Raw genomic sequence first — 24352 nt, 5'->3', positions numbered from 1 at the left:
AAAGGTCGGTCAGGTCTGTCTGAGGGGTCCGGAAGGGTTACTTGTTGGCGCCGAGCTCGATCGGCACACCGACGAGGGAGCCGTACTCGGTCCACGAGCCGTCGTAGTTCTTGACGTTGGCCTGGCCGAGCAGCTCGTGCAGGACGAACCACGTCAGGGCCGAGCGCTCACCGATGCGGCAGTACGCGATGGTGTCCTTGGCCAGGTCGACCTGCTCGTCCTCGTAGAGGGCCTTGAGCTCGTCGTCCGACTTGAACGTGCCGTCGTCGTTGGCGTTCTTCGACCACGGGATGTTGCGCGCGGACGGGACGTGGCCCGGACGCTGCGACTGCTCCTGCGGGAGGTGCGCCGGCGCGAGGAGCTTGCCGGAGAACTCGTCGGGGGAGCGCACGTCGACGAGGTTCAGGCTGCCGATCGAGGCGACGACGTCGTCACGGAAGGCGCGGATCGAGGTGTCCTGGGCCTTGGCCTTGTACTCGGTGGCGGGGCGCTGGACGATCTCGGCGACGAGGTCGCGCGAGTCGAGCTCCCACTTCTTGCGGCCGCCGTCGAGGAGCTTGACGCTGTCGTGGCCGTAGAGCTTGAAGTACCAGTAGGCGTAGGACGCGAACCAGTTGTTGTTGCCGCCGTAGAGGACGACCGTGTCGTCGTTGGCGATGCCGCGCGAGGACAGGAGCTTCTCGAAGCCGGCCTGGTCGATGAAGTCGCGGCGGACCGGGTCCTGGAGGTCCTGCTGCCAGTCGACCTTGACGGCGTTCTTGATGTGGTTCTTGTCGTACGCCGAAGCGTCCTCGTCGACCTCGACGATGACGACCTTCGGGTTGTCGAGGTTCGCCTCGACCCAGTCGGCGTCTACCAGGACGTCGCTGCGGCTCATGTTTTTCTCCTCCGGGGCAGTTACGGCGGGGTGCGGGAGTGCGGGTGCGGTGCGGGCACGGTCCCTGCATGCGAACAGGGACGGCATTCGGCGCGCGCGGGGAGGCCTCAAAGGGGCCTGGGGAAGCGGGAGTTGCCGTCCCGCTCAGGCGGTGCGACAGAGCATGGCGGCGACGCGGCACAGGTCTACTGCCCGCCGCTTCGTGAGATCCGCCTGTCGCTTCATGCCACCGATCGTAGGTACGCACGGGCAGCTGTGTCACCGGCGTGTCGCATCGTGAGACACGATCGTCCGCGATACGAGACGGGTGCGGCCCCGGAGCCTCTTTCCTCAGGCTCCGGGGCCGCTGCGGCTCCGCCGATCACTGCTGTGCGGACGGCTCCGTCTCGCAGTGCGGACGCGCCGTCTTCCGGGTGCCTGCCCGACGAGTTTCCGGGTGCCTACCCGACGAGGTTGAGCTTCGAACCCTTCACCGAGATCTCGACGCCGTCCTTGACCGCCTCGACCCGGTCCAGCTCGATCCCGGCCGGCAGGTCGTCGATCGCCTGCTGGAAATCGGTGACGGCGCGGATCCGGCCCTCGGCCAGGTCGAACGCGCCGACCTTGGGCAGGCTGTCGGCACGCGCCGAGACCTTGCCGTCGGTGACCTTGATCGAGCTGAGGACGGTGGGGTGCAGGGTGCCCAGCGGCGTGTGCACGGTGACCGCGACCTTGACCTTGTCGCCGCCGCCGTAGGAGAGGCCTTCGATCTGCGCCGTCATGCCCGGGGCGACCTGGGCGGCGTCCTGCTTCCTGACGGCCTTGAGCAGCTCGGCGTAGGAGATGCGGGCGGTGCCGGTGGCCGAGTCGGCGGTGGCGGAGCTGAAGCTGCTGTTGAACTGAACGCCGTGCATCTCGGCGTTCAGATCAGCGATCCGGATCGACTCGCCGCCGCTCTTCGCGTCGTAGTCCTTGATGCCGATCTCTACGTCGTCCAGCGTGCCGCCCGCGAGCTGAGTCAGGAACGGGAAGCCCTTGATGGACACGTTGGGCGTACTGGCCAGGCCCTCGCTGGTGCGCACCCGGTCGGCCGCCTCGCCCTCCGCGTAGTTCACCGCGACCCGGTCGGCGATGACGAACAGGCCGCCCAGGATCACGACGACGATCAGAAGTATCCGCAGAGCACGCATGGCCCGGTGTTTCCCCCCACCTGGACGACAGTTCCTGATCGCGAGCGTACGGGCCGGGCCCCCACGAAGGGGGCCCGGCCCGATTCTTGTCGATCAGCTGTGACAGGCCGTACGCCCGCCGGACGCTCAGCCCACGACCCGCCCGAGCAGGTAGACGGCCGGGGCTGCGGCGGCGAGCGGCAGGGCCACGCCCGCCGTCATGTGCACGAAGCGGGACGGATAGTCGTAACTCGCGACGCGGTGGCCGATCAGCGCGCAGACACCGGCGCCGAGGCCGAGGAGCGCGCCCTTGGACCCCATGTCCGTCATACCGCCGGCCGCGATTCCGGCGCCCGCGGCGGCGAGCAGCGCGACGACCACGGAAGCGGGCGTGGGCAGTGGGAGCGCCCGTGCGAGGACGGCGACGGCGACGGCCACGCCGCCGACGGTCACGGCGTCCGGGTCGGCCGCCAGGTGTCCGGTCGCGACGATGGCGAGCGCCGTCGAGGCGACCGTCGCCATCAGGCCGTACATGCGCTCGTCCGGTGCCGCGTGGCTGCGGAGCTGGAGGACGAGGGTGAGCAGGACCCAGACACCGAGGGTGCCGAGGATCGCTGCGGGCGCATTCTCCCGGCCGGTGACGAGCAGCGCGGCGTCGGCGGCGAGGCCGCCCGCGAAGGCGAGCGCGATGCCCTGCCGGGCCGGCCACATGCCGTTGAGCCGGAACCAGCCGGCGGCCGTGACGGCCTGGAGCAGCACGAGCGGGACGAGCAGCGCGTACTGGCCCACCGCGGCGCCGCCCGCGAGCAGCAGCCCGAGCAGCGCGGTCAGCGCGGCGGGCTGCATCCCCGGCTCCATGATCGGCGACCGCCCCTCGGCACGGGCGCGCTGCGCGTCGGTGACGCGGGGGTTGCCGGTGACGGTGGCGGGCCCGTAAGCGGCGGCCTCCGGCTCGGCGACGGGCAGCGGCTGGGCTGCCGCCACCGTCCCAAAGGCCTGCGTCTGCTGGTCGACACCGGGAGTGTGGGGGCCCTGCCCGTACGCTGCCGGTTCGCCGTACGCGGCATGCGCGGGCGGCGGCGTGGTCTGCCCGCCCGGCGTCTGCACCGCCGGCCCCTGCCCGTAGCCGTAAGCCTGCTGGTCACCGCCGTAAGCCTGCTGGTCGCCGCCGTAAGCCTGCTGGTCGCCGTACGCCTGCTGGTCGCCGCCGGTCTGGCTCACCGGGCCCTGCCCGTACGCGGCCTGCCCGTACGCGGCCTGGCCGGGCTCGAATCCCCCGGGCTGGGGGTACGTCGACTGGACCTGGGTGTCCCAGGTCTGGCCCTGCCACTGCTGGGTCTGCTGGGGCGGCTGCTGCTGCCCGTACTCGTCTTCGTACGGCTCGTTACTCATCGCGGTCACCCTCCTGCGAACGGCGGGAGCACCTCGACCGTGCCGCCCTCGGCAAGCCGTACCGTCTCATGCCCGCGCTTGCCGACGGGATCGCCGTCGATCAGGAACGAGGAACGCTGCAGGACGCGCACCAGGTCTCCGGGGTGTCGCGCACGCGCGCCCTCCAGCGCGTCGGCCAGCGTCTCGGCCTCGTATGGCTCCTCGGCGACACCGGCGGCCGCCTTGGCCGCGGCCCAGTAGCGGATGATCCCGTTGGCCATGTGCGGCGTTCCTCCCATGCGGTCTATTCGGCGGTTGCCGTCGTCCATGATGCCGTGGCCCAGTCGCCGATCCGCGCGAGGAGCCCGTCGTCCGCCGCGTGCTCGGCGTGCCCCATGCCCGGTTCCAGCCACAGCTCGGCCCCGCCGGACGCGGCCGCGGCGAGCATCCGCGGGTGGTCGAGGGGGAAGTACGGATCCCGGTCGCCGTGCACGATCAGGAGCGGCGTCGGCGCGATCAGCGGCACGGACTCGACCGGCGAGAGCGGCACCGGGTCCCACTCGTGCGGGTGAATGCGGGTGCGGAGCCCGACACGGCCCACGATCCGTCCGGCGGGCCGCGTCACCAGCCAGTGCAGCCGCCGCATCGGCGCGGTCCCCCGGTAGTACCAGCGGGCCGGGGCACTCACCGCGACCACGGCGTCGGAGCGCGCTTCCGTGCGCCCCCTGTGCAACGCGGCGTGCCGCAGGACGACGGAACCGCCCATCGAGAAGCCGACGGTCACCACTTGTTCATGCCCGAGTGACCTCGCCCACTCCACGGCGGCCACCAGGTCGAGTACCTCCCGGTCGCCGACGGTGGACCGTCCGCCCGACCGCCCGTGCCCGCGGAACGAGAACGTGACCACGGCGGCACGCTGCGCGAACACCCCCGCCGCGCGCCGGACGTGCGGCCGTTCCAGATCGCCCGTGAACCCGTGCGCGACCACGATCACCGGGCCGCCGGCGGGGCCCGGCCCGGGGTCGTGGGCGGCCTCGATCGGGACCCCGTCCCGCGTGCGCAGCATCACACGCCGTGAGCGGGCAGTGATCGGCTGCACAGAAGATCGTGCGTCTTGACCTGCCGGACCGGAGCTCATGTGGGCTATTCTCCTAGGCAGAGGATCCGGGCAGCGAAGCCCCCGGGTCCTTTTGTGCTTTCGGACGGCGTTGTATACGAACGCCGGCCGCGAGGCGCACAGGGCCCCGGGGCGCGGGACCCGAAGCACCACAAAGCAGTACGAACAAGCAGTACGAAGCAGTGCCGTAAACGTCCTCGCAGGGACCGAGGAGGAACCGACGTTATGGGCGAGCGAAACGTGCACGACCGTAGGACGACCCAGGCAGGTGGGCCGCGATGAGTTCATTGCTGCTCCTCACGAATGCCCTTCAGCCGTCGACGGAGGTGCTCCCCGCTCTCGGCCTGCTGCTGCACAACGTGCGGGTCGCCCCCGCCGAGGGCCCGGCTCTCGTCGACACCCCCGGTGCCGACGTCATCCTCATCGACGGGCGCCGCGACCTCCCGCAGGTACGCAGCCTGTGCCAGCTACTCCGCTCCACCGGGCCCGGCTGTCCGCTGGTCCTCGTCGTGACGGAGGGCGGCCTCGCGGCGGTCACCGCCGACTGGGGCATCGACGACGTACTTCTCGACACGGCGGGACCGGCCGAGGTCGAGGCGCGGCTGCGCCTCGCGATGGGCCGCCAGCAGATCGTCACCGACGACTCCCCGATGGAGATCCGCAACGGCGACCTGTCGGTCGACGAGGCCACCTACAGCGCGAAGCTGAAGGGACGGGTCCTCGACCTGACCTTCAAGGAGTTCGAGCTCCTCAAGTACCTCGCGCAGCACCCGGGCCGTGTCTTCACGCGCGCCCAGCTGCTCCAGGAGGTGTGGGGCTACGACTACTTCGGCGGCACCCGCACCGTGGACGTCCACGTGCGGCGCCTGCGCGCGAAGCTCGGGCCCGAGCACGAGTCGCTGATCGGCACCGTGCGCAACGTCGGCTACCGCTTCGTGACGCCGGAGAAGGTCGAGCGGGCGGCGGACGGGGCGAAGGCCAAGGCGGCGGCTCCGAGGCCGGACCAAGCAGAGCACGCGGCACCGGCGGAGCACACGGCACACGCCGACACCACGGACTCCGCGCCGGATTCCCGTGCCGTGCGGGAGCCGGCCGAGCAGCCCCGGGCGGGCGCTCATCAGGCCGCCACCGGACGCCCTGCCCAGCGGTAGGTCCATCCGCGTAGACTCCGCGCGTGGCCAAGGTGACTCGGGATGATGTGGCGCGACTGGCGGGTACTTCGACCGCGGTCGTGAGCTACGTCATCAACAACGGACCTAGGCCGGTTGCCCCGGCCACGCGCGAGCGTGTACTCGCCGCGATCAAGGAACTGGGGTACCGGCCCGACCGGGTCGCCCAGGCCATGGCGTCGCGGCGGACCGACCTCATAGGCATGATCGTGCCGGACGCGCGCCAGCCGTTCTTCGCGGAGATGGCGCACGCCGTCGAACAGGCGGCGTCCGAGCGCGGAAAGATGGTCCTCGTCGGCAACTCCGACTACGTCGAGGAGCGCGAGGTCCACTATCTGCGCGCCTTCCTCGGCATGCGGGTCTCCGGCCTCATCCTCGTCAGCCACGGCCTGAACGATCTGGCCGCGGCCGAGATCGAGGCGTGGGACGCGCGCGTGGTCCTGCTGCACGAGCGCCCCGAGGCGATCGACGACGTCGCGGTCGTGATCGACGACATCGGCGGCGCCCAGCTCGCCACCCGCCATCTGCTTGAGCACGGTCACCCGTACGTCGCCTGTGTCGGCGGCACCGCCGAGACGCCGTCCGTCGGCGACCCGGTCTCCGACCACGTCGAGGGCTGGCGCCGGGCCATGCACGAGGCGGGACTCTCCACCGAGGGACGGCTGTTCGAGGCGCCGTACAACCGCTACGACGCGTACAAGATCGGGCTTGAGCTGCTCGCCGGGCCCCAGCGGCCGCCGGCGATCTTCTGCTCCACGGACGACCAGGCCTTCGGCATCCTGCGGGCCGCGCGCGAGCTGCGGATCGAGGTGCCGGGCGAGCTGGCCGTCGCCGGGTTCGACGACGTGAAGGAGGCGGGTCTGACGGATCCGCCGCTGACGACGGTCGCGTCCGACCGCTCGGCGATGGCGCGGTCCGCCGTCGACCTCGTCCTCGACGACTCGCTGCGCGTCGCCGGGTCCCGGCGCGAGCGCCTGAAGGTGTTCCCCTCGCGGCTGGTCGTCCGCCAGTCCTGCGGCTGCCCCTGACCTCACACAGCGCACGCGCCGGCCCGGAACACCGGACCGGCGCGCTGCTGTGTTCCGGGTCGCTCAGAACATCAGGTTGTACTGGTTGAACCCGGTGCCCAGGCTCTTGCGCGCGCCGAAGACGTCGGCGGACGCCTTGTTGGTGCCCGGGTAGAGCCAGAGCGTGCCGCCCGAGTCGCGGGCCATGACGTCGGCGATACCGTCGCCGGTCACGTCGCCGCTCGTCACGTACGAGGTGAAGTTCCAGCCCGTACGCGCCTGGATGCGCGCGGCGAACGGGGTCTTCTCGACCTGCGTGCCCCGGTAGAGGTACAGGACGCCGGAGCTGTTGCGGACCAGGAGGTCGGCCTTGCCGTCGCCGGTCAGGTCGCCGCGGCCGAAGATCTTGACGCCCTTCCAGGCCTTGTCGACGACCTTGACCCTGCCGTAGAACTCGCCGTTGCCCTTGCCCGGGTAGAGGTACGTCGAGCCGTCGGCGTCCACCGCGACCAGGTCGGGGCGGGCGTCACCGGTCATGTCGCCGGGGATGGCATAGGACTTGTAGCCGCCCCACACCGAGGTGATCTGCATCCACTCGAAGGCGTCCGACGCGTGGTTGTAGTAGCTGCGGTACAGCTTGCCGTCGGTGCTGTCGCGGATGACCAGGTCCTGGAAGAAGTCCCGGTCCAGGTCGGCCTGGAGGGCCCAGCTCGCGGTCTGCCAGCCGGCGCTCCGGTAGGCGCGCGTGGCGAGCGACGTGCCCTTGCTGTCCTGCTCGAACAGGCCCCCGGAGGGGGTGCGCGCCAGCAGGTCGGCCCGGCCGTCGAAGCTCAGGTCCGTGTCGTCGATGCGCGGCTGGGCCGCCCAGACGTACGAGGACACCTTGGTGAAGACGGGGTAGGCGCCCTTCGCGGTGCAGCCGGAGACGCCCCACGAGACGATGCCGACGACGCGGCCGCCGACGACCACCGGACCGCCGGAGTCACCGCTGCAGGTGCTCTTGGTGCCCTCGTCGGTCCCGGTCGCCGGGGTGCCTGCGCAGAACATCGAGCCCTCGACGAAGTCGTCCTCGCCGAGCACGGACTGCATCGCGGTGTTGCAGGTGGAGTCGGAGACCAGCGGCAGGGTCACCTTGCGCAGGGTCGCCGACAGGTCGGCGTCCTCGGCGCCGGAGGTCAGGCCCCAGCCGTAGACGGTGGCGGAGGTACCGGCCTTGTAGGAGGCGGTGTCGTTGCTCTGGACCAGCTTCGTCCACTGGTCCTCCAGCGGACGGTCCAGGGTGAGGACCGCGATGTCGTTCTGGATGGTGTCGGCGTTGTACCGCGGGTGGTTCCACTGGCGCCAGACGCCCGCGACGGTGCCGTTGGTGCTGTCGAGCAGGCCTGTGGCGCCGGCCACGACCGCGCCGTTGTTCACCCAGTCCAGACCGGCGACGCAGTGGGCCGCGGTGAGGACCTTGTTCGGGGCGACGAGGGTGCCGCCGCAGAAGTAGCCGTCGCCGGACGCGGCGTCGTAGTACGAGAGCTGGACCATCCACGGCGCGGAGGAGATCGACGTCTCGGTGCCGCCGATGATGAACGGCGTCTTCCTGGGCTCTGTCTCCGGGGTCGCCCGGGTCTTCGCGGCCTCGACGACCCGCTTGCGCAGTTCGGCGTCGGAGGCGGAAGGGGCCGGATTCGCGGTGCGGGCGACGCTCGCGTCGGGCAGTCCGGGCGGATCGTCGGCCGCGGTGGCGGGGTGCGCCACGAGGGCGCCGGCGCAGCTCAGCGCCAGCGCGAGAGCGGCCGTGGACAGCGCCGTGACGGGGCGTCTCCAGCGGTCGCGCAGGGCAGGTATCACTCAGGGCTCCTGGTGTGAAGAGTGGCTTCAGGGCCCGAGAAGAGGCATACGGCGCGCACCACGGCAGGTACCGGACACCGAGCGGACAAGAAGTCGGATTCGGGCTCGGACCCAGGCACCACCGCAGACCCCCCTCCGGCGCACGGATCGTAGATCCCGCGGGCCCCTCGACACACGACCTTCACAGCAGGCAGGTGAGAGTTGTTCCGGCGCCCTCCCGCACCTCACCCTCAGTCAACCCGCCGTTTTCCGGGGGCGTCTTTATTTCGGGCAAACAGGGTTCTCGCGGGACTCTCAGGGCACGCTCAGGTGGCTCTCATGAACGCGGCACAGGCTTGCTGCCATGACCGAGAGCTTCCGCCGAAGCGGCGAGTACCCCCAGGGCCAGCAGCAGCACTCGCAGTCCTCGTATCCGGGGACCCCCGAGGCGGGCGGCGCCTTTCCGCCCCCGCCCGCGTACGACCCGCCGCAGCCGGTGAACGCCGCCCCGGGTTCGGCGATGTGGCCCGCTCCCACGCCGGAGGGCTCCCCCGCGCCGCCCGCCCCGCCCGCGCGCCGGCGGCGGGTCAAGGGCCCGCTCGGGCTTCTCGCCGCGGTCGCCATCGCCGCCGCGGCCGTGGGCGGCGGCACCGCGTACGCCTTCCAGGAGCTGACCGGCAAGGAATCCACGTCCACCAGCGCCGGCGCGAGCGTCGTGCCGACCAGCAAGAAGGGCACCGTCGCCGGTGTCGCCGAGGCCGTCAGCCCCGCCATCGTGGAGATCAGCGCCACCTCGAACGCGGGCAGCTCCACCGGCTCCGGCGTCGTCATCACGAGCGACGGCGAGATCGTCACCAACAACCATGTCGTCTCCGGCGCCTCGACGGTCAAGGTGCAAACGAGCGACGGCAAGACCTACACCGCCGAGGTCGTCGGCACCGACGCCAAGAAGGACCTCGCCCTCATCAAGCTGAAGAACGCGTCCGGCCTCAAGACCGCGTCCCTCGGCGACTCCGACAACGTCAAGGTCGGCGACGAGGTCGTCGCCATCGGCTCCCCCGAGGGCCTGACCGGCACCGTCACCAGCGGCATCGTCTCCGCGCTCGACCGCGACGTCACCGTCTCCACGGACGAGGAACAGCAGCAGCAACAGGGCGGCGGCAGCGACGGCCGGTGGCCGTTCGAGTTCGGCGGGCAGCAGTTCAACGGCGACACGGGCTCGTCGAAGACGACGTACAAGGCCATCCAGACCGACGCGTCCCTCAACCCCGGCAACTCCGGCGGCGCCCTCATCGACATGAACGGCAACATCATCGGCATCAACTCCGCGATGTACTCGGCCAGTTCGGACAGCGGGTCCGGATCGTCCAGCGCGGGCAGTGTCGGTCTCGGCTTCGCCATCCCCGTCAACACCGTCAAGGCCGACCTCGACTCGCTGCGCAGCGGGGGCACCTCCGGCAGCTGACCCCGGCCGCGCGCCGCCGCGCCGCACGCACCCGCAGCGCCACCGTGCGAGGCTGATACCGGCCCCCCACCACCGTCCGCACCCCCGAGGAAGCCCGCCCATGAGCCCCGCCGAAGGCGACCGCGAACCCCAGCGCATTCTCATCGTCGACGACGAACCCGCCGTCCGCGAGGCGCTCCAGCGCAGCCTCGCCTTCGAGGGCTACGGCACGGAGGTCGCCGTCGACGGCGCGGACGCGCTCGACAAGGCGGCCGCGTACCAGCCCGACCTGGTCGTCCTCGACATCCAGATGCCGCGCATGGACGGCCTCACGGCCGCCCGGCGGCTGCGGGCCGGCGGGTCCCGCACCCCGATCCTCATGCTCACGGCCCGCGACACCGTCGGCGACCGCGTGACCGGGCTCGACGCGGGCGCCGACGACTACCTGGTCAAGCCCTTCGAACTGGACGAGCTGTTCGCGCGAGTACGGGCGCTGCTGCGGCGCAGCGCCTACGCCTCCGCGACGGGCCCGGCGGACGACGCCGGTGACGTCCTGTCCTTCGCCGACCTGCGCATGGATCTCGCGACCCGCGAGGTCACGCGCGGCACGCGCACCGTCGAGCTGACCCGCACGGAGTTCACGCTCCTGGAGATGTTCCTCGCCCACCCGCGCCAGGTCCTCACCCGCGAGCAGATCCTCAAGGCCGTGTGGGGCTTCGACTTCGAGCCCAGCTCCAACTCCCTGGACGTGTATGTGATGTATCTGCGGCGGAAAACGGAGGCGGGCGGGGAGCCGAGGCTCGTTCACACGGTGCGGGGTGTGGGGTATGTGCTGCGCTCGGGCGGGAGCGAATGAACCGGGTCGTCCGCTACTTCCGGAAGCTGCCCCTCAGGTCCCGGCTCTCGGTGCTGTCCGCCGTCGCCGTGGCGTTCGCCGTGGCCGCGGTGTCGGTGACCTGCTGGTTCATCGTGCACGACCAGCTGTACAGCAAGCTCGACGACGACCTGCGTGACGCCCTCCCGGGCGCGCCCGCGTCCCAGTACGCGCAGCTGGTCGCCAACTGCACGACGACGACCGCCGAGGACAACGGCTTCGGCCACCCGCAGGTGTACTACATCCAGGTCGTCGACAGCCACGGAAGGGTGTGCGTCGCCCTGAACTCGCTCGGCACCGTCGAGGCCACCTCCACCGACCGGGACATCGCCCGGCGGGGCGACGCCGATCGCGTCTACTTCCGCAACGGCGTCGACAGCGACGGCAAGCCCCTGCGCGTCATGACCCGCGCCGCCGTCACCGACGGCCCGGCGCGCGCCGTGGTGCAGAACCTGGCACTCACGGTCGCCGTGCCTCTGACGGACACCGACAAGACCCTCAACCGCCTCGCGCTGGTCCTCCTGGTCATCGGCGGGATCGGCGTCGTCGGCGCGGGCGCCGCCGGACTGTGGGTGGCCCGCACAGGGCTGCGCCCCGTCGACGAACTCACCGACACCGTCGAACACGTGGCCCGTACCGAAGATCTCACCGTCCGCATCCCCGTGGAGGGCGACGACGAGATTGCGCGCCTGTCCGCGTCCTTCAACTCCATGACCGCCTCCCTCGCCTCGTCGCGTGACCTCCAGCGCCAGCTCATCGCCGACGCCGGGCACGAGCTGCGCACCCCCCTCACCTCCATGCGCACCAACATCGAGCTGCTCACCCGCAGCGACGAGACGGGCCGGGCGATCCCGCCGGACGACCGCAAGGCGCTGATGGCCTCGCTCAAGGCCCAGATGACCGAACTGGCCGCGCTCATCGGGGACTTGCAGGAGCTGTCCCGTACGGGACTGGCCGGCGGGGACGGCCCGATCAAGGTCGTCTCGCTGCACGACACGGTCCGCACCGCGATCGAGCGGGCCCGGCTGCGCGGACCCGAGCTGACGATCACGTCCGAGCTCGCCCCCTGGTACGTACGGGCCGAGCCGGCGGCTCTTGAGCGCGCGATCGTCAACCTGCTCGACAATGCGGTGAAGTTCAGCCCGCCCGGCGCCACCGTGGAAGTCCGGTTGATGCGGGGAGAGTTGACGGTACGGGACCACGGCCCCGGCATCCCCGCCGACGAACTCCCGCACGTCTTCGACCGGTTCTGGCGCTCACCGACGGCCCGCGCACTGCCGGGCTCGGGCCTCGGCCTGTCGATCGTGGCCCGCACCGTGCAGAACTACGGCGGCGAGGTCGCGCTGGCCGCGGCGGAAGGCGGCGGCACGGTGGCGGCCCTGCGGCTTCCGGGGGCGCCTACGCCGCCGCCGGATGTCGATCACAGCGGGCACGGCGGGAGCGCCGACGCCGGCCAGTGAAAGCCGAGCATCCTCGGCGCGTCACCTCGGCTCCCGTACGTCACCGACGAAGGCGGCCCAGGCGCCCACGCCGAACACCAGGGCCGGGCCCTGGGGGCGCTTGCTGTCGCGGACCGGGACGACGCCCGGGTAGTTGTCGGCGACCTCGACGCAGTCGTTGGCGCCGCCCTCGCTGAAAGTGGACTTGCGCCACACAGCGGTGCTGAGGTCAGGACTCCGCATCATGATCTGTGCTCCTCCAGTGCGCCCCTGATGAACGCGAGTGACTCCGGCGGGGACAATGCCAGATCCCGAAGGCGATCGTAGGACAGGCGAGCCTTCAGGACCTCCTCCTGATCCTCGATCAACTCGCTGCACCCGTTGCCCTCCTTGTAGGCAACGGCCGTTCCGTCCTTCTGCCACAGCAAGGCCAACGTCCCGCTCATGTGGTGGTGGGCGCCAGCAGCAAAGGGCAGCACCTGGAGTGCCACATGCCGCCACATCGCGACGGCTTCAATGCGCAGCAGTTGGTCGTCCCAGGTCTGGGCGAGCGCGGCAGGACGACGGAACGCGAACTCGTCGATGACGATGCGGACTTCAGGGGCCGGAGAACGCTCCAACAACTGCTGACGCCCTACACGGGCTGCCACCTGCTCGTCAATCTCTTCGTCACTGTCTGCCGTTGTCTGCGCGCCGGACAACAGATAGTGGGCGAACTCCTCCGTCTGCAGAAGCCCCGGCACTCCCAGTGAGAACAGACGGATGACCCGAGCCGTCTCCTCCAGCCCCATGTACTCCTTGTACTTGTCCTTGAAGACGTCGTTCCGCGCGGCCTTCCAGAGGCTGACCAGCAGGTCACCGGCCCCGTAATACCGGCCCAAGTCCTCCATCACAGCCACCTTGGACAGCCGCTCCCCTGACTCAAGGCGCGACAGATAGCTCTTGTCGTACGCCGTCTCCTCCGCCAGCTGCCCCAGCGTCTGCCCGGCCTTCTCCCGCAGGAACCGCAACGTCCTGCCCAGCGCGGCGCGCCCCGACTCGCCCTCAACGGACGGCAGTTCGACCATGTCACCCCTCCCCGTTGCCTGGCGCACAGGCAACACCAGGCCTCTTCCGCAGCGTACGCCGGGCCGGTGACGATCGAACCACGAACGGTAATCACCGCTCGTCAGCGCCCTGCCCGGAAGGCCCCGCCATGCCCCAACGCGCTCTGCTGCTCCCCTTGTTGCTCCTCCTCGCCGCATTACTCCCGCCGCGCGGACGCCACCGCGCGACAGCTCCCCCGCCCCGCACCCGCCGCGAGCGGCGCCTGCGACGGCGGCGCCGCCACACCCTCTGGCTCGCCGCGCACGGCATCGACGTAGGACCGAGGCGCATCCACGGCGTGGAGGTGGCGGCGCGATGAACCGGCCGGCCACCCTGCGCCTGCTCCCCTGGACCAGCCCCGAGGGCAAGCCCTGCTATCTGAGCACCGACAAGCCCGACAGCCCGCTCTCCCGGCTCGCCGACGACGTAGAAGAGGATCAACTCACGTGTGCGTACGACGTGTTGGCCGGGGCACGCGCCGTGCTGGCAGACGCGAGGGCGGGTGAGCACGCCCTGCGTTTCGCGCTCACCCGGGCCGCCGAGTCACTGCGGGACGCCCTGCGCGTGGCGGAGAGCCGCGGCGGCGCCCACGGGGAGGGCGCCCGCGGCTACGACGTCGCGGAGTGAGCGGAGCGGAACGCCTTCAGCGTCATCGTCGCCTGGTCGGGCACCGTGCCGCCGCCCGCCTGGTGCAGCCCCGCGTACACGCCCCCGCGCCGCAGCAGCTCCCCGTGCGTGCCGCTCTCCACCACCCGTCCGCCGGCCACGACCAGGATCCGGTCGGCGTCGGGGGCGAGCGCGAGGTCGTGCGTGATCATCAGGGTCGTACGGCCGTTCATGAGGCGGCGGAGCGGCCCCACGACCCGGCGGGCGGCCACGGCGTCGAGGCCGGCCGTCGGCTCGTCCAGGACCAGGACGGGAGCGGCGCGCAGCATCGCGCGGGCGATGGCGATCCGCTGGAGCTGGCCGCCGGACAGGGCCGCGGTGCCGGGGTCGATCGGGGTGTCGTAGCCCTCGGGGAGTGCCGTGATGAAGTCGTGGGCGGCGGCCGCGCGGGCCGCCTGCTCGATTTCCGCCTCGCTCGCCCAGGAGCGGCCGCAGGCGATGTTCTCGCGGACCGTGCCGTGCAGGATCAGCGTCTCCTGAGGCAGGAGCGTGACATGGTCGCGGAGGAATTCGAGCGGGACGTCGGACAGCGCAACGCCGTCGAGGCGTACGGCGCCCGCGTCGGGGTCGTAGAACCGGATCAGGAGCCGGGAGAGTGTGGACTTGCCCGCGCCGCTCGGGCCGGTGACGAGGACCAGTTCGCCCGGCTCGACGGTGAAGGAGACCGAGGTGAGTGAGTCGTCCGCGGCGCCCGGGTAGCGGAAGGTGACGTCGTCGAAGGAGATCCGTCCCTGCACCCACCACGGCTCGGCGGGCGTGGCGGGGTCGGTGACGGCCGGGCGGGCGCTCAGGATCTCCAGCAGGCGTGCGGCGCCCGCGGTGGCCGCGGTGAAGGTGAGGCCGAGCTGTCCGAGATTGCGGATCGGCGGGTAGAGGTAGCCGAGGAAGGCGGCGAAGGCGAGCAACTCGCCCAACGTCATGCGCCCTTCGGCGATCTCCCAGGCTCCGAAGCCGATGACCGCGAGCACGCATACCGTCTCGACGACCTCGACGAGCTGCTCGTACAGTTCGCTGGCCCGCGCCCCGCGTACCGAGGCCCGCATCCAGGCGCGGGCCTCCTTGTCGAGGCGCTGTTCCTCGGCGCGGCGCCGGTTGTAGGCCTGGGTGAGGACGATGTTGCCGAGGGACTCCTCGACGACCGAGGTGATCGCGCCGTCGGCAGCCCGCTCGTCCTGTGAGGACTCCTTGATTCGGCCGGAGAAACGGCGCGCGGCGAGGAGGAAGAGGGGCGCGAGCAGGAAGGTGACGAGGGCCAGGTCCCAGCGCATCCAGAGGGCGGCGCCCGCGTAGAACACGGTGGAGAAGAGCGCCGCGACCGTGCCCACGACGCCGGAGACGACGAGCGCCTCGATGGACTCCACGTCGCCGGTGAGCCGTTCCACGAGGTCGCCCTGGCGGTGGCGCTGGAAGAAGTCGGGCGGCAGGTCCTGGATGTGCCGGAAGACGTGGGCGCGCAGGCGCAGGACGAAGCGCTCCGCGGTCCAGGTGGCGAGCGAGTTGCCCAGGTATCCGACGATCGCGCCGAGCACGGCGACTGCGAGCCACTGGCCCGCCGGCTGCCAGAAGGCGGATACGGAACCGGCTTGCAGGGCGTGGTCGGTGAGGTTCGAGAAGATCAGGATCGACGCGGTCTCGGCGACTGCCGCGACGATCACGCACAGGATGACGACCAGCAGCCACTTGCGGTCCCCGCGCGTCAGCGGCCAGAACCGTCTGAAGGTCAGCCCGACTCCGCCGGACGTGTGCAGGCTCGGCACTGGACTCCTCTTTACTCCGTGGCCTTCTGTGGCAGTACGACCGCGGCGGGCCCCCGGAAGTACGTCCGGGGACCCGCCGTCGGCGATGGGGCGAAGATCAGCCCTGCTGCGGGCCCACCGGACGGCGCGGGGCCTTCTTGGCGGCCGGCTTCGGGGCGGGCTTCGCGGGGTGCTTGTGCTTGTGCTCGTGGGGCTTCGGCGGCGCGGGCTTGCGAGCGGGCTTCACCGGGGCGATCTTGCGGAAGCTCATGGGGCTCTCCCTCTTTATGCGATGCAGATGACTGACACAGATGAATTCTGTGACTTCTGACGCGTCGGCCGCTTGGCCAGTGCGGCTTTCGACGTCGGCGACATTACGCACCGAACATCAAGGGAGTACAAGATCAGGTAAAGGGCGGGCAATGCACGCAGGAGAACGGCATTTACTCAGCCTATTGACAGCCGATTGACAGCCGATTGACGCCTTTTGCAAGGCTGCACACAGCGTGTGTTCACACCGCGCCTACACCCCTTGATACAGGGGCTCAGTGCCCCTGACCGCCGACCGGACGACGCTTCGCCGCGACCTTCGGGGCCTGCTTGGCCTGCCGGTGAGCGACCGGCTTCGCCTTCGGGGCGACAGGCTTGCGGTTCTTTTTGACCGGGGTGATCTTGTGGAAGCTCATGGGGTTCCTCCCTGAACAGCGAATACTTACCGAACACCTTTTCCGTGTCGCGCCGCGTCCGGCTCGACACGGAAAACATTACGCGCCGCACGGAGCGGAAATCGCCGATTCTGGTGAGATTCCAATTAATCGAGGCAAAGGGAATTCACGGACACATTCACAGCGATTATCGGGAACCGCCCACCGCAAGTCCGGAGCCCGTCAGGCCGACCCGGATCCCGTCCTTTTCGACCCGCACGTCACTCAGCTGGACGTCGCCCATGCCCGCGCCCGGCAGTTTCGGCAGCCGGAACGCCAGTGAGAGGCGGTCGGCGAGTTCGGGGCGGGTGAGCCGGGTGAGGCCCTGGAGCAGTGCCGGGTCGAGGCCGAACTTCTTCAGGAGCGCCGGGTGCGCGAGCGCGAGGTCGACCAGGTTCAGGGACATCAGCTGGTGCACGAAGCGCGGCGATCCGGTGAGTTCGCTCAGGCGCCGGTCGCTGCGCAGCGCCGCGCGCACGGCCGAGTCGGGCACGCCGAGCCGGTGCACGAGGGACGGCACGGACAGCAGGGCCTTCGCCTTCGCGGTCTCGGTCGCGAGGCGGGCCACGGAGCGGCGGCTGAGGTGCAGGCCCTCGGAGGGACGCGTGCCGGGCCGGTACGTGGCGAGGTCGCCGATGTCGAGCCGCATGCCGCCGATGTCGGTGGCGATGCCGGTGTCGCCGATGCGCCGGATCGTGGCGTCGGCGCGCACCTTCAGGTCGTGTCCGGCGACGGGCAGTGTGCCGCGCGCGAGGACCCGGTCGCGGCCCTGTCCGCTGAACGTGACCTGGGAGGCGCCGAGTTCACGGTTCAGGTCGTCGAAGGTGAGCAGGACCTCGCCGGTCATGCCGCCGATGCGGGCGCCGCGCACATCGGTGGGCCCGTCGCCGTCGATGCGTACGTCGCGGATGGTCGCGGAGACCTTGGCGAGGGAGACGCGGCTCGCTGCGACGTCGGGGACGGTGATCTTCACCTCGTCCAGGCGCCGGTCGGCGAGCTGGGTGAGGAACGGGAAGCCCTCGATGTCGACCTCGGGCGCGGCGCTCAGGTGCAGCTGGTCCTTGAGCCGGTCCGCGGCGCGGTGCTCGGCGTAGAGGAGGGCCCAGCGGTCCGCGAGGGTGACGAAGGCGGCGAGGACGAGGATCCCGACGACGGCCTTCGTGGCGAGCGGCAGCCCGGCGAACCGGTTGCGGCGGCGGCTGCCGCGGCGGTGGTTGGGCCTGGACCAGGGCTGGTCGTCCGGCCCCGCCTCGGGGTCTTCCTCGTGCAGGAACTCGTCGAGCGGACTGTCCGCGAGGGCGCCCAGCTCGTCGTACGGGTTGTGCGGCGCAGTGCCCGATGGAACGGATTCCTCCGTGCGTACATCAGACAGTTCGGCGGACTCGGACGTGAACGTGGCTATGCGGTGGGGGGAACGCATCGTGAGATTTCACCATACGAACCGACCCCACCGCTAAGCTTTACTCCCAGTAAGGGACGGTTTAGGTCCCCAACTCGGCCGTGCGATACGTCACTTCACGATCGTGATCCGGTCCGCCTTCGGGGGCGCGATCGGCGACGTGGCCGACGAGTTCGCCGTCAGATAGTCGTTGAACGCCTTCAGGTCGTCGCTGCCGACCAGCGGGTTCTTGCCCTGGCCGAGCGCCGCGAAGCCGTCGCCGCCGCCCGCGAGGAACGAGTTCATCGCGACGCGGTACGTCGCCGCCGGGTCAATCGCGGTGCCGTTCAGCTTGATGGAGTCGACGACGACCCGGGCCGCGCCCGTCTTCGTCATGTCGAGCGTGTACGTCAGGCCCGCCGACGGCTGGAGGATCTTCGGCGAGGCCTCGTTGGAACCGCTGACCTGCTGCTGGAGCGCGGTGATGACCTGGGCGCCGGTCAGGTCGGCCAGGTTCACGGTGTTGCTGAAGGGCTGCACGGTGAAGCCCTCGCCGTAGGTGACGACGCCGTCGCCCTCGCTGCCGCTCGCCTTGTACACGAGGTCGGAGCGCACGCCGCCGGGGTTCATCAGGGCCAGCGAGGTCTTCGGGTCGAGGGTCTTGGCGTGCGCGAGCTGCGCGTCCGCGATCAGATCACCGAGCGGCTCCTCGGGCGTACCGGCGCCGCGGCCCGGGATGTCGGCCGAGATGTAGCCGACGGGCTGGTTCGCGACCGGCGCGGCCAGCTTGTTCCAGCGGCCGATCAGCGCGGTCATGTCCGGCGCCTTGTCCTGCGTGCGGCTCACCACGTGGTTGGCCGACTTCACCGACGTACGCACGATGTCCTTGGTGCGGCGGTCGTACGTCAGCGTCGTGTCCGTGTAGAGCTTCCCGTACGAGGACGCCGAAGTGACCATGCGGGGCTTGCCGGACGGGTCGGGGATCGTGCAGACGTACGCGTTGTGCGTGTGCCCGGTGACCAGGGCGTCGACCTTCGGCGAGATGCCCTTGGCGATGTCGACGATCGGGCCCGAGATGCCGGCGCCGCCGCTCGGGGAGTCGCAGTCGTAGTTGTACGAGCCGGAGGCCGGCACGCCGCCCTCGTGGATGAGCGTGACGATCGACTTCACGCCCTGCTTGTCGAGGATCTTGGCGTACTTGTTGACGGTCTCGATCTCGTCGTGGAACTTCAGGCCCTTGACGCCGTCCGCGGAGACGATGTCGGGGGTGCCCTCAAGGGTCACGCCGATGAACCCGATCTTCACGCCGTTGTGCTTCCACACCCAGTAGGGGGCGAGGATCGGCTTGCCGGTCTTCTCGTTCGTCACGTTGGCGGCGAGGTAGGGGTAGTCGGCGCCCTCGAACTTCTTGCCGTCCTCGAAACAGCCGTCCTTGGGGTGGCAGCCGCCGTTCTGCATGCGCGCCAGCTCCGTGGCGCCCTCGTCGAACTCGTGGTTGCCGACGCTCGTGACGTCCAGGTCGAGCTTGTTCATCGCCTCGACGGTGGGCTCGTCGTGGAAGAGCCCCGACAGCAGCGGGCTGGCCCCGATCAGGTCGCCGGCCGCGGCGGTGACGCTGTACGGGTGGCTCTTCCTGGCGGTCCGCAGGGACGTGGCGAGGTACTCGACGCCGCCCGCGTCGACCTTCCTCGTGGTGCCGTCCGGCAGGTTCTCCGTGACCTGGCCCGACGAGCCGGCCGGCGGCTCCAGGTTGCCGTGGAAGTCGTTGAAGGAGAGCAGCTGCACGTCGACCGTGCGGCCGCCCTTGCCCCCGTGGTGCCGGTCCTGCGTGGCGTTCGCGGGCAGCGCCGCGACGAGCGCGCCGACGGTGGCGAACCCGGCCGCCGCGGCGAGTATCCGCGATGCGCGGCGTCTGGGCCTGTGCGGTGTCAGCGGAGTCAGCGGAGTCATGGGTACGTCCCCCTGTGTGGGTGCTGTGAGACGACGGTGGTGGCGGTGTGTCGTGACCAAGTCGGCAGCCTAGGGTCAACGCGCGTAGCACGACAGGTGTTTGCCGGTTACGAGCTGATTGCCATCACCTGGCAGCAGGCCCGGCGCGGGCCCGTCGCCGTACCCTCTTGTCCATGACCAGCGATGCCGTGCCCACCGCCCCCGACCGCCAGATCGAGACGCTCACCGCCCTCACTCCCGACCAGGCGGAAGCCGTCCTGGAGATCCTCTCGGACGCCGCCCGTGCCGACGGGCAGCAGGCGGTGTCGGAGCAGGGCAGGCTGCAGCTGCGCGGCGGCCCCAGGGCGGGCGTGCGCCACTTCCTGCTGACCGTCGACGGCGAGCTGATCGGGTACGGCCAGCTGGAGGACACCGACCCGATCGAGGCGCCGGCCGCCGAGCTCGTCGTGCACCCCGCGCACCGCGGGCACGGGCACGGGCGGGCGCTCGGCTCTGCGCTGCTCGGCTCGTCCGGCAAGCGGCTGCGGGTCTGGGCGCACGGCGGCCACTCTGCGGCCCGGCACCTCTCGCAGGTCCTCGGCCTGACCCTGTTCCGCGAACTGCGCCAGATGCGGCGCCCGTTGGCCGAGGGTCCCGCGCTCGCCGAGCCGGTACTGCCCGCGGGCGTCGTCATCCGCACCTTCGTGCCCGGCGATGACGACGCGGCCTGGCTCGCGGTGAACGCGGCGGCGTTCGCCCACCACCCCGAGCAGGGCTCGCTGAACCAGCGCGACCTGGACGACCGCAAGGCCGAGCCGTGGTTCGACCCGGCCGGCTTCTTCCTCGCCGTCCGGGAGAGCGACGGCGAGGTCATCGGCTTCCACTGGACCAAGGTCCACGCCGAGGAACAGCTCGGCGAGGTGTACGTCGTCGGGGTCGCGCCGGACCACCAGGGCGGCGGCCTCGGCAAGGCGCTCACCGCGGTGGGCCTGCGGCATCTGGAGGCGTCGGGCATGCCGACGGCGATGCTCTACGTGGACGCCGACAACAAGCCCGCGGTCACGGTCTACGAGCGCCTCGGCTTCGTCACCCACGAGACGGACCTGATGTACCGCACGGAGTCGTAGCCCGCAGGAGCGGAAAGCGGCCGGCAGGCACCCGAGGGGCAGTCGTCACTTGACACTGCCCCTCTCTTGCACCACCCTTTCACTACTTGATTAGTGAAAGGGTGGTGTTGAGGAACGTGGTCGAGTACCGGATCGACCGGCGCAGCGGCGTCGCCACCTATCTCCAGATCGTCCAGCAGACCCAGCAGGCCCTGCGCCTCGGACTGCTGGAACCCGGCGACAAGCTGCCCACGGCCCGCGAGGTCGTCGAAGCCACCGCGATCAACCCGAACACCGTGCTCAAGGCGTACCGCGAACTGGAGCGCGAAGGTCTGGTCGAGGCCCGCAGAGGTCTCGGCACCTTCGTCCGCAGGACGCTCGGCGCGGCCCCGGCCGACTCGCCGCTGCGGGCCGAACTCGCGGACTGGGCCCGGCGGGCCCGCGCCGCGGGCCTCGACCGCGAGGACGCGGCCGCCCTGTTCGGCGCCGTACTGGACGAAAACTTCCCGAAGGGGGATCAGTGAGTTCCACCAGCACCACCCCGGCCGTCGCCATCGAAGCGACAGGGCTCGGCAAGCGCTACGGCCGCCACGGCCACGCCGCCCTCGACGTGTGCTCCTTCCGGCTGCCCGCCGGGCGGATCAGCGCCCTGGCCGGGCCCAACGGAGCGGGAAAGTCCACCCTGCTCGCGATCGCCGCCGGGCTCATGCGGCCCACCGCGGGGCGCGTCACCGTCCTCGGCGCCGCCCCCGGCGTGCACCGCGACCGCGTCGCGTACCTCTCGCAGGACAAGCCGCTGTACCCCCAGCTCTCCATCGCGGACACCCTGCGCATGGGCGCCGAGCTGAACCCGGAGCACTGGGACGCGAAGTACGCCGCCGCGATCGTCGCGCAGGGCGACCTCGACCCCGCGGCCCGCGTCCGCTCGCTCTCCGGCGGACAGCGCACCCGCGTCGCGCTCGCCCTCGCGCTCGGCAAGCGCCCCCAGCTGATGCTCCTCGACGAGCCGATGGCGGACCTCGACCCGCTGGCCCGCCACGAGATGATGGGCACGCTGATGGCGGACGCCGCCGAACACGGCACCACCGTCCTGATGTCGTCGCACATCGTCGCCGAACTGACCGACGCCTGCGACCACTTGCTGCTCCTGGGTGGCGGCCGCATCCGGCTCGGCGGCGGCATCGACGACCTGACGGCCGCGCACAGCCTGGTCACCGGGCGCGGCACGGCCGCCGACCTCGCCCCGCACACCGTGATCGAGTCCCGCCCCGCGGGGCGTGGCCTGACCGCCCTGATCCGCCGCGACGGGCCGCTCGACAGCGCCTGGGAAGCACAGGAACCATCCATGGAGGAGCTCGTCATCGCCCATCTGCGCAACCCCGGCGCCCCCGCCCTGATCACCCCGGGCACGACCGTCACCGCCGCGGCGGTGACGGCATGACCGCCCTCCTGGACAAGGACACCGGCCGCCCCGCCGCGCGCCGCAGCCTTCCCGGCGCCGACGGCCTCGTCTGGACCGTGCTGCGGCTGCACCGCACCGCGATGTGGGTGTGGACCGCGTACGTCGCCGTCACCGCGGGCCTGCTGCTGTGGCTGTGGGGCCCCGGCGCGAGCGCGGCGCAGAAGGCGTTCGACGTGTTCGGCTACAGCGGTGCGCAGGAGAACGCGTACCTCGACGGGTTCTCATTTCTCGGTTTCGGCGGCTCGTTCGACTCCCGCTTCTACGGCCCGTCCTCGCTGATCGGCATCGCCTCGTGCGCCATCGCCGTCTTCGCGGCGGGACCGCTGATCGCGCGTGAACTGGAGCGGGGGACGGCCGGGCTGGCCTGGACCCAGTCCGTGTCCCCCGCCCGCTGGCTCACCGCGAAGCTGGCCGTGCCCGCGGTGTTCGTCGCCGTCGGCACGGGCCTGCTCGTCGTCCTGTACTGGCTGGTGTGGAACGCGCACAACCACCTCCTGGTGGCGGGCATCGGCCCCCGCTCGTTCGCCTTCTCCCTCGGCCCCGCCACCGTGGCGAGCGCCCTGTTCGGCCTCGCGGTCGGCGTGCTCGCCGCCCTCGTCCTGCGCCGTACGCTGCCCGCCCTGGCGGCCGCCGGTGTCGTGCAGTTCCTGGCCGGCGCGATGCGCGGCAACAACTGGCCGTTCCAGCACTCGCCGTTCTCGCGTCTGCAGCCCGAACTGCCCGTGTACAGCAAGGCGATCACGTCCACGGGCGCCAAGGTCTCCGACCCCGGCTGCTACCTGAGCCAGAAGTGCCTGGACCGCCACCACATCACCGGCTTCACCCGCAGCTACCTCCCCTCCCCCGACTACTGGCCCCGCCAGCTCGCGGAGACGGGCATCCTGCTCGGCCTGACCGCGCTCGCCGTGGCCGCCGCGTTCCTCGTCCTGCGCCGGTACCAGCCGAAGAAGGAGACCGCCGCATGAGCACCGCCTCCCTCTCCCCCTTCTCCCCCTCGACCGGCCTGACCTGGACGGTGCTGCGGCTGCACCGGCTCGCCCTGTGGCTGTGGGCCGCGTACGTCGCGGTGACCGGGGCGATGCTGCTGTGGCTGTGGGGACCGGGCAGCTCCGGGTGGCACATCACGGGCAAGTGCGTCGCAGGCGTCATGAACGCCTGCAGCGCCACAGGGCCGGGCGCGGGCACGTACGAGTTCCTCCTCGGGCTCACCACGAGCCTGATCACGATCGTGCCCGCGCTCGCCGCCGCCTTCGCGGGCGGGATCCTCTTCGGCCGCGAGCTGGAGCGCGGCACGGCCGCCCTCGCCTGGACGCAGTCCGTCTCCCCGGCCCGCTGGCTGACGACGAAGCTCGCCCTCCCGGCCGCCTTCCTCGTCGTGGGCACCGGCATCCTCGTGGCCCTGCGCCGCCTGGTCGCCTCTGCGGCGAGCGGCCTCCCGTCGAACCAGTGGTTCACCAACGGTGTCTACGGCGCGCTGGGCCCGACCGCCGTCGCGCTCCCGCTGCTCGGCCTGGCACTCGGCGCGCTTGTCGCGTTCATCTCCAAGCGCGTGATCCCGTCGATCTGTGTCTCGCTCGCCCTCGTCGGCATCGTGACCGTCGCGCTCGGCGAGATCCGCGACCACCTCTGGCCCCCCGTCACCGTCATCGGCGACGTCCACGAGGGCTACCGGGCCTTCGCCGGCCTCCTCCTCGACGAGGGCGCGGTCACCGGCAGCGGCGCGCACATCGCCGACCCCCTGTGCGTCGACGACAAGAGCTGCCTCGTCCAGCACAACATCACGGGCTTCTACCGCGAGTTCCAGCCCTCCTCCCACTTCTGGCCGCTCCAGCTCGTCGAGACCGGCATCCTCCTCGCCCTGACGGCACTGGTGGCAGCCGCCGCCTTCGCCCTCCTGCGCAGGAACCAGCGGCCCTGACGACGTGCGGGGCGTGGCGGGGCGTCCCCGTAGACGTGTGGGGGACGCCCCGCCATGCCCCGCACGTCATGTCGCCGTAACCAACCATTCAGACGGGCTTGCC

General features: G+C 71.0%; 26 protein-coding genes. 12 read left to right on the top strand and 14 right to left on the bottom strand.

Features of this window, described 5'->3' with window-relative positions:
• Positions 1–37: 37 nt before the first annotated feature.
• The 6 genes from OHA58_RS19100 to OHA58_RS19075 all read right to left on the bottom strand — a co-directional run bounded on the left by OHA58_RS19100 (position 38) and on the right by OHA58_RS19075 (position 4534).
• Positions 38–877, bottom strand: a complete 840-nt coding sequence (locus OHA58_RS19100; protein ID WP_405480140.1) for a sulfurtransferase — start codon at positions 875–877, stop codon at positions 38–40.
• A gap of 144 nt (positions 878–1021) precedes the next feature.
• A complete protein-coding gene (locus OHA58_RS19095) occupies positions 1022–1102 on the bottom strand; it encodes a putative leader peptide (RefSeq protein WP_351257108.1) in 81 nt (26 codons plus the stop codon).
• 215 nt (positions 1103–1317) lie between these two features.
• The gene (locus OHA58_RS19090; RefSeq protein ID WP_405480138.1) at positions 1318–2046 is read right to left on the bottom strand and encodes a DUF2993 domain-containing protein; all 729 of its coding nucleotides are present in this window, start codon (positions 2044–2046) and stop codon (positions 1318–1320) included.
• 126 nt (positions 2047–2172) lie between these two features.
• On the bottom strand, positions 2173–3417 hold the full coding sequence (locus tag OHA58_RS19085; RefSeq protein ID WP_405480137.1) for a hypothetical protein: 1245 nt from the start codon (positions 3415–3417) through the stop codon (positions 2173–2175).
• A 5-nt stretch (positions 3418–3422) separates the two neighbouring features.
• Positions 3423–3677 carry a MoaD/ThiS family protein gene (locus tag OHA58_RS19080; RefSeq protein ID WP_405480136.1) on the bottom strand — a complete coding sequence of 85 codons (255 nt, stop codon included), beginning with the start codon at positions 3675–3677 and terminating at the stop codon, positions 3423–3425.
• Positions 3678–3700: 23 nt separating this feature from the next.
• On the bottom strand, positions 3701–4534 hold the full coding sequence (locus OHA58_RS19075) for an alpha/beta hydrolase (protein ID WP_405480135.1): 834 nt from the start codon (positions 4532–4534) through the stop codon (positions 3701–3703).
• 257 nt (positions 4535–4791) lie between these two features.
• On the opposite strand from OHA58_RS19075, the gene OHA58_RS19070 reads away from it, so the two are divergent.
• Entirely contained in the window at positions 4792–5664 is an 873-nt protein-coding gene (locus OHA58_RS19070) for a winged-helix domain-containing protein (protein WP_405480134.1), read from the top strand.
• Positions 5665–5687: 23 nt separating this feature from the next.
• Positions 5688–6710 (top strand): LacI family DNA-binding transcriptional regulator, encoded by a 1023-nt coding sequence (locus OHA58_RS19065; protein WP_116512267.1) that lies wholly within the window; start codon positions 5688–5690, stop codon positions 6708–6710.
• Between the two features lie 63 nt (positions 6711–6773).
• On the opposite strand, the gene OHA58_RS19060 is transcribed toward OHA58_RS19065, so the two are convergent.
• A complete protein-coding gene (locus OHA58_RS19060) occupies positions 6774–8528 on the bottom strand; it encodes a trypsin-like serine protease (protein WP_405480132.1) in 1755 nt (584 codons plus the stop codon).
• Positions 8529–8871: 343 nt separating this feature from the next.
• Here OHA58_RS19060 and OHA58_RS19055 point away from each other — a divergent pair, with 343 nt between their 5' ends.
• The 3 genes from OHA58_RS19055 to OHA58_RS19045 all read left to right on the top strand — a co-directional run bounded on the left by OHA58_RS19055 (position 8872) and on the right by OHA58_RS19045 (position 12285).
• Positions 8872–9972: a S1C family serine protease gene (locus OHA58_RS19055; RefSeq protein WP_405480130.1), complete on the top strand. Its 1101-nt coding sequence runs from the start codon at positions 8872–8874 to the stop codon at positions 9970–9972.
• Positions 9973–10072: 100 nt separating this feature from the next.
• Positions 10073–10807: a response regulator transcription factor gene (locus OHA58_RS19050; protein ID WP_405480128.1), complete on the top strand. Its 735-nt coding sequence runs from the start codon at positions 10073–10075 to the stop codon at positions 10805–10807.
• Positions 10804–12285 carry an ATP-binding protein gene (locus tag OHA58_RS19045; protein WP_405480127.1) on the top strand — a complete coding sequence of 494 codons (1482 nt, stop codon included), beginning with the start codon at positions 10804–10806 and terminating at the stop codon, positions 12283–12285. The genes OHA58_RS19050 and OHA58_RS19045 overlap by 4 nt, the downstream gene beginning before the upstream one ends.
• A gap of 21 nt (positions 12286–12306) precedes the next feature.
• On the opposite strand, the gene OHA58_RS19040 is transcribed toward OHA58_RS19045, so the two are convergent.
• Together OHA58_RS19040 and OHA58_RS19035 are read right to left on the bottom strand one after the other, a co-directional pair.
• On the bottom strand, positions 12307–12510 hold the full coding sequence (locus tag OHA58_RS19040; RefSeq protein WP_405480125.1) for a DUF397 domain-containing protein: 204 nt from the start codon (positions 12508–12510) through the stop codon (positions 12307–12309).
• Positions 12507–13331: a helix-turn-helix domain-containing protein gene (locus tag OHA58_RS19035; RefSeq protein ID WP_405480124.1), complete on the bottom strand. Its 825-nt coding sequence runs from the start codon at positions 13329–13331 to the stop codon at positions 12507–12509. The genes OHA58_RS19040 and OHA58_RS19035 overlap by 4 nt, the downstream gene beginning before the upstream one ends.
• Positions 13332–13459: 128 nt before the next feature.
• Here OHA58_RS19035 and OHA58_RS19030 point away from each other — a divergent pair, with 128 nt between their 5' ends.
• The gene (locus OHA58_RS19030) at positions 13460–13669 is read left to right on the top strand and encodes a hypothetical protein (protein WP_405480123.1); all 210 of its coding nucleotides are present in this window, start codon (positions 13460–13462) and stop codon (positions 13667–13669) included.
• Positions 13666–13977, top strand: a complete 312-nt coding sequence (locus OHA58_RS19025; protein WP_405480121.1) for a hypothetical protein — start codon at positions 13666–13668, stop codon at positions 13975–13977. The genes OHA58_RS19030 and OHA58_RS19025 overlap by 4 nt, the downstream gene beginning before the upstream one ends.
• On the opposite strand, the gene OHA58_RS19020 is transcribed toward OHA58_RS19025, so the two are convergent.
• From OHA58_RS19020 to OHA58_RS19000, 5 genes are all read right to left on the bottom strand, one after another.
• Complete coding sequence (locus OHA58_RS19020) at positions 13959–15773, bottom strand: ABC transporter ATP-binding protein (RefSeq protein WP_405480120.1); 1815 nt, start codon at positions 15771–15773, stop codon at positions 13959–13961. The genes OHA58_RS19025 and OHA58_RS19020 overlap by 19 nt on opposite strands.
• A 97-nt stretch (positions 15774–15870) precedes the next feature.
• The gene (locus OHA58_RS19015) at positions 15871–16023 is read right to left on the bottom strand and encodes a hypothetical protein (protein ID WP_329572533.1); all 153 of its coding nucleotides are present in this window, start codon (positions 16021–16023) and stop codon (positions 15871–15873) included.
• Positions 16024–16297: 274 nt separating this feature from the next.
• Positions 16298–16438 (bottom strand): hypothetical protein, encoded by a 141-nt coding sequence (locus tag OHA58_RS19010; protein ID WP_405480118.1) that lies wholly within the window; start codon positions 16436–16438, stop codon positions 16298–16300.
• A 166-nt stretch (positions 16439–16604) separates the two neighbouring features.
• On the bottom strand, positions 16605–17876 hold the full coding sequence (locus OHA58_RS19005) for a DUF2993 domain-containing protein (RefSeq protein ID WP_405480116.1): 1272 nt from the start codon (positions 17874–17876) through the stop codon (positions 16605–16607).
• A gap of 90 nt (positions 17877–17966) precedes the next feature.
• A complete protein-coding gene (locus tag OHA58_RS19000) occupies positions 17967–19784 on the bottom strand; it encodes a bifunctional metallophosphatase/5'-nucleotidase (protein WP_405480115.1) in 1818 nt (605 codons plus the stop codon).
• A gap of 173 nt (positions 19785–19957) precedes the next feature.
• On the opposite strand from OHA58_RS19000, the gene mshD reads away from it, so the two are divergent.
• From mshD to OHA58_RS18975, 5 genes are all read left to right on the top strand, one after another.
• Positions 19958–20890: a mycothiol synthase gene (gene mshD / locus OHA58_RS18995; protein WP_405480113.1), complete on the top strand. Its 933-nt coding sequence runs from the start codon at positions 19958–19960 to the stop codon at positions 20888–20890.
• Positions 20891–21006: 116 nt separating this feature from the next.
• Positions 21007–21393, top strand: coding sequence for a GntR family transcriptional regulator (locus OHA58_RS18990; protein ID WP_266569342.1), 387 nt, complete (start codon positions 21007–21009; stop codon positions 21391–21393).
• Positions 21390–22310: an ABC transporter ATP-binding protein gene (locus tag OHA58_RS18985; protein ID WP_405480112.1), complete on the top strand. Its 921-nt coding sequence runs from the start codon at positions 21390–21392 to the stop codon at positions 22308–22310. Before OHA58_RS18990 ends, OHA58_RS18985 begins: the two co-directional genes overlap by 4 nt.
• Positions 22307–23296 (top strand): hypothetical protein, encoded by a 990-nt coding sequence (locus OHA58_RS18980; protein ID WP_405480111.1) that lies wholly within the window; start codon positions 22307–22309, stop codon positions 23294–23296. The genes OHA58_RS18985 and OHA58_RS18980 overlap by 4 nt, the downstream gene beginning before the upstream one ends.
• On the top strand, positions 23293–24249 hold the full coding sequence (locus OHA58_RS18975) for an ABC transporter permease (protein ID WP_405480110.1): 957 nt from the start codon (positions 23293–23295) through the stop codon (positions 24247–24249). Before OHA58_RS18980 ends, OHA58_RS18975 begins: the two co-directional genes overlap by 4 nt.
• Positions 24250–24352 lie beyond the last annotated feature (103 nt).

It is taken from the genome of Streptomyces sp. NBC_00009 (assembly GCF_045040855.1).
Lineage (GTDB): Bacteria > Actinomycetota > Actinomycetes > Streptomycetales > Streptomycetaceae > Streptomyces > Streptomyces aureus.
This window is presented reverse-complemented; position numbering and strand designations above follow the sequence as displayed.

Excerpts from the sequence above, each read along its gene's own strand:
- OHA58_RS19090 (WP_405480138.1), bottom strand. The coding sequence starts at position 2,046 with ATGCGTGCTCTGCGGATACTTCTGATCGTCGTCGTGATCCTGGGCGGC.
- OHA58_RS19100 (WP_405480140.1), bottom strand. The coding sequence starts at position 877 with ATGAGCCGCAGCGACGTCCTGGTAGACGCCGACTGGGTCGAGGCGAAC.
- OHA58_RS19005 (WP_405480116.1), bottom strand. The coding sequence starts at position 17,876 with ATGCGTTCCCCCCACCGCATAGCCACGTTCACGTCCGAGTCCGCCGAA.
- OHA58_RS19055 (WP_405480130.1), top strand. The coding sequence starts at position 8,872 with ATGACCGAGAGCTTCCGCCGAAGCGGCGAGTACCCCCAGGGCCAGCAG.
- OHA58_RS19050 (WP_405480128.1), top strand. The coding sequence starts at position 10,073 with ATGAGCCCCGCCGAAGGCGACCGCGAACCCCAGCGCATTCTCATCGTC.
- OHA58_RS19035 (WP_405480124.1), bottom strand. The coding sequence starts at position 13,331 with ATGGTCGAACTGCCGTCCGTTGAGGGCGAGTCGGGGCGCGCCGCGCTG.
- OHA58_RS19015 (WP_329572533.1), bottom strand. The coding sequence starts at position 16,023 with ATGAGCTTCCGCAAGATCGCCCCGGTGAAGCCCGCTCGCAAGCCCGCG.
- mshD (WP_405480113.1), top strand. The coding sequence starts at position 19,958 with ATGACCAGCGATGCCGTGCCCACCGCCCCCGACCGCCAGATCGAGACG.
- OHA58_RS19075 (WP_405480135.1), bottom strand. The coding sequence starts at position 4,534 with ATGAGCTCCGGTCCGGCAGGTCAAGACGCACGATCTTCTGTGCAGCCG.
- OHA58_RS19085 (WP_405480137.1), bottom strand. The coding sequence starts at position 3,417 with ATGAGTAACGAGCCGTACGAAGACGAGTACGGGCAGCAGCAGCCGCCC.
- OHA58_RS19095 (WP_351257108.1), bottom strand. The coding sequence starts at position 1,102 with ATGAAGCGACAGGCGGATCTCACGAAGCGGCGGGCAGTAGACCTGTGC.
- OHA58_RS19000 (WP_405480115.1), bottom strand. The coding sequence starts at position 19,784 with ATGACTCCGCTGACTCCGCTGACACCGCACAGGCCCAGACGCCGCGCA.
- OHA58_RS19070 (WP_405480134.1), top strand. The coding sequence starts at position 4,792 with ATGAGTTCATTGCTGCTCCTCACGAATGCCCTTCAGCCGTCGACGGAG.
- OHA58_RS19045 (WP_405480127.1), top strand. The coding sequence starts at position 10,804 with ATGAACCGGGTCGTCCGCTACTTCCGGAAGCTGCCCCTCAGGTCCCGG.
- OHA58_RS19010 (WP_405480118.1), bottom strand. The coding sequence starts at position 16,438 with ATGAGCTTCCACAAGATCACCCCGGTCAAAAAGAACCGCAAGCCTGTC.
- OHA58_RS18980 (WP_405480111.1), top strand. The coding sequence starts at position 22,307 with ATGACCGCCCTCCTGGACAAGGACACCGGCCGCCCCGCCGCGCGCCGC.
- OHA58_RS19040 (WP_405480125.1), bottom strand. The coding sequence starts at position 12,510 with ATGATGCGGAGTCCTGACCTCAGCACCGCTGTGTGGCGCAAGTCCACT.
- OHA58_RS19080 (WP_405480136.1), bottom strand. The coding sequence starts at position 3,677 with ATGGCCAACGGGATCATCCGCTACTGGGCCGCGGCCAAGGCGGCCGCC.
- OHA58_RS19025 (WP_405480121.1), top strand. The coding sequence starts at position 13,666 with ATGAACCGGCCGGCCACCCTGCGCCTGCTCCCCTGGACCAGCCCCGAG.
- OHA58_RS18975 (WP_405480110.1), top strand. The coding sequence starts at position 23,293 with ATGAGCACCGCCTCCCTCTCCCCCTTCTCCCCCTCGACCGGCCTGACC.
- OHA58_RS19030 (WP_405480123.1), top strand. The coding sequence starts at position 13,460 with ATGCCCCAACGCGCTCTGCTGCTCCCCTTGTTGCTCCTCCTCGCCGCA.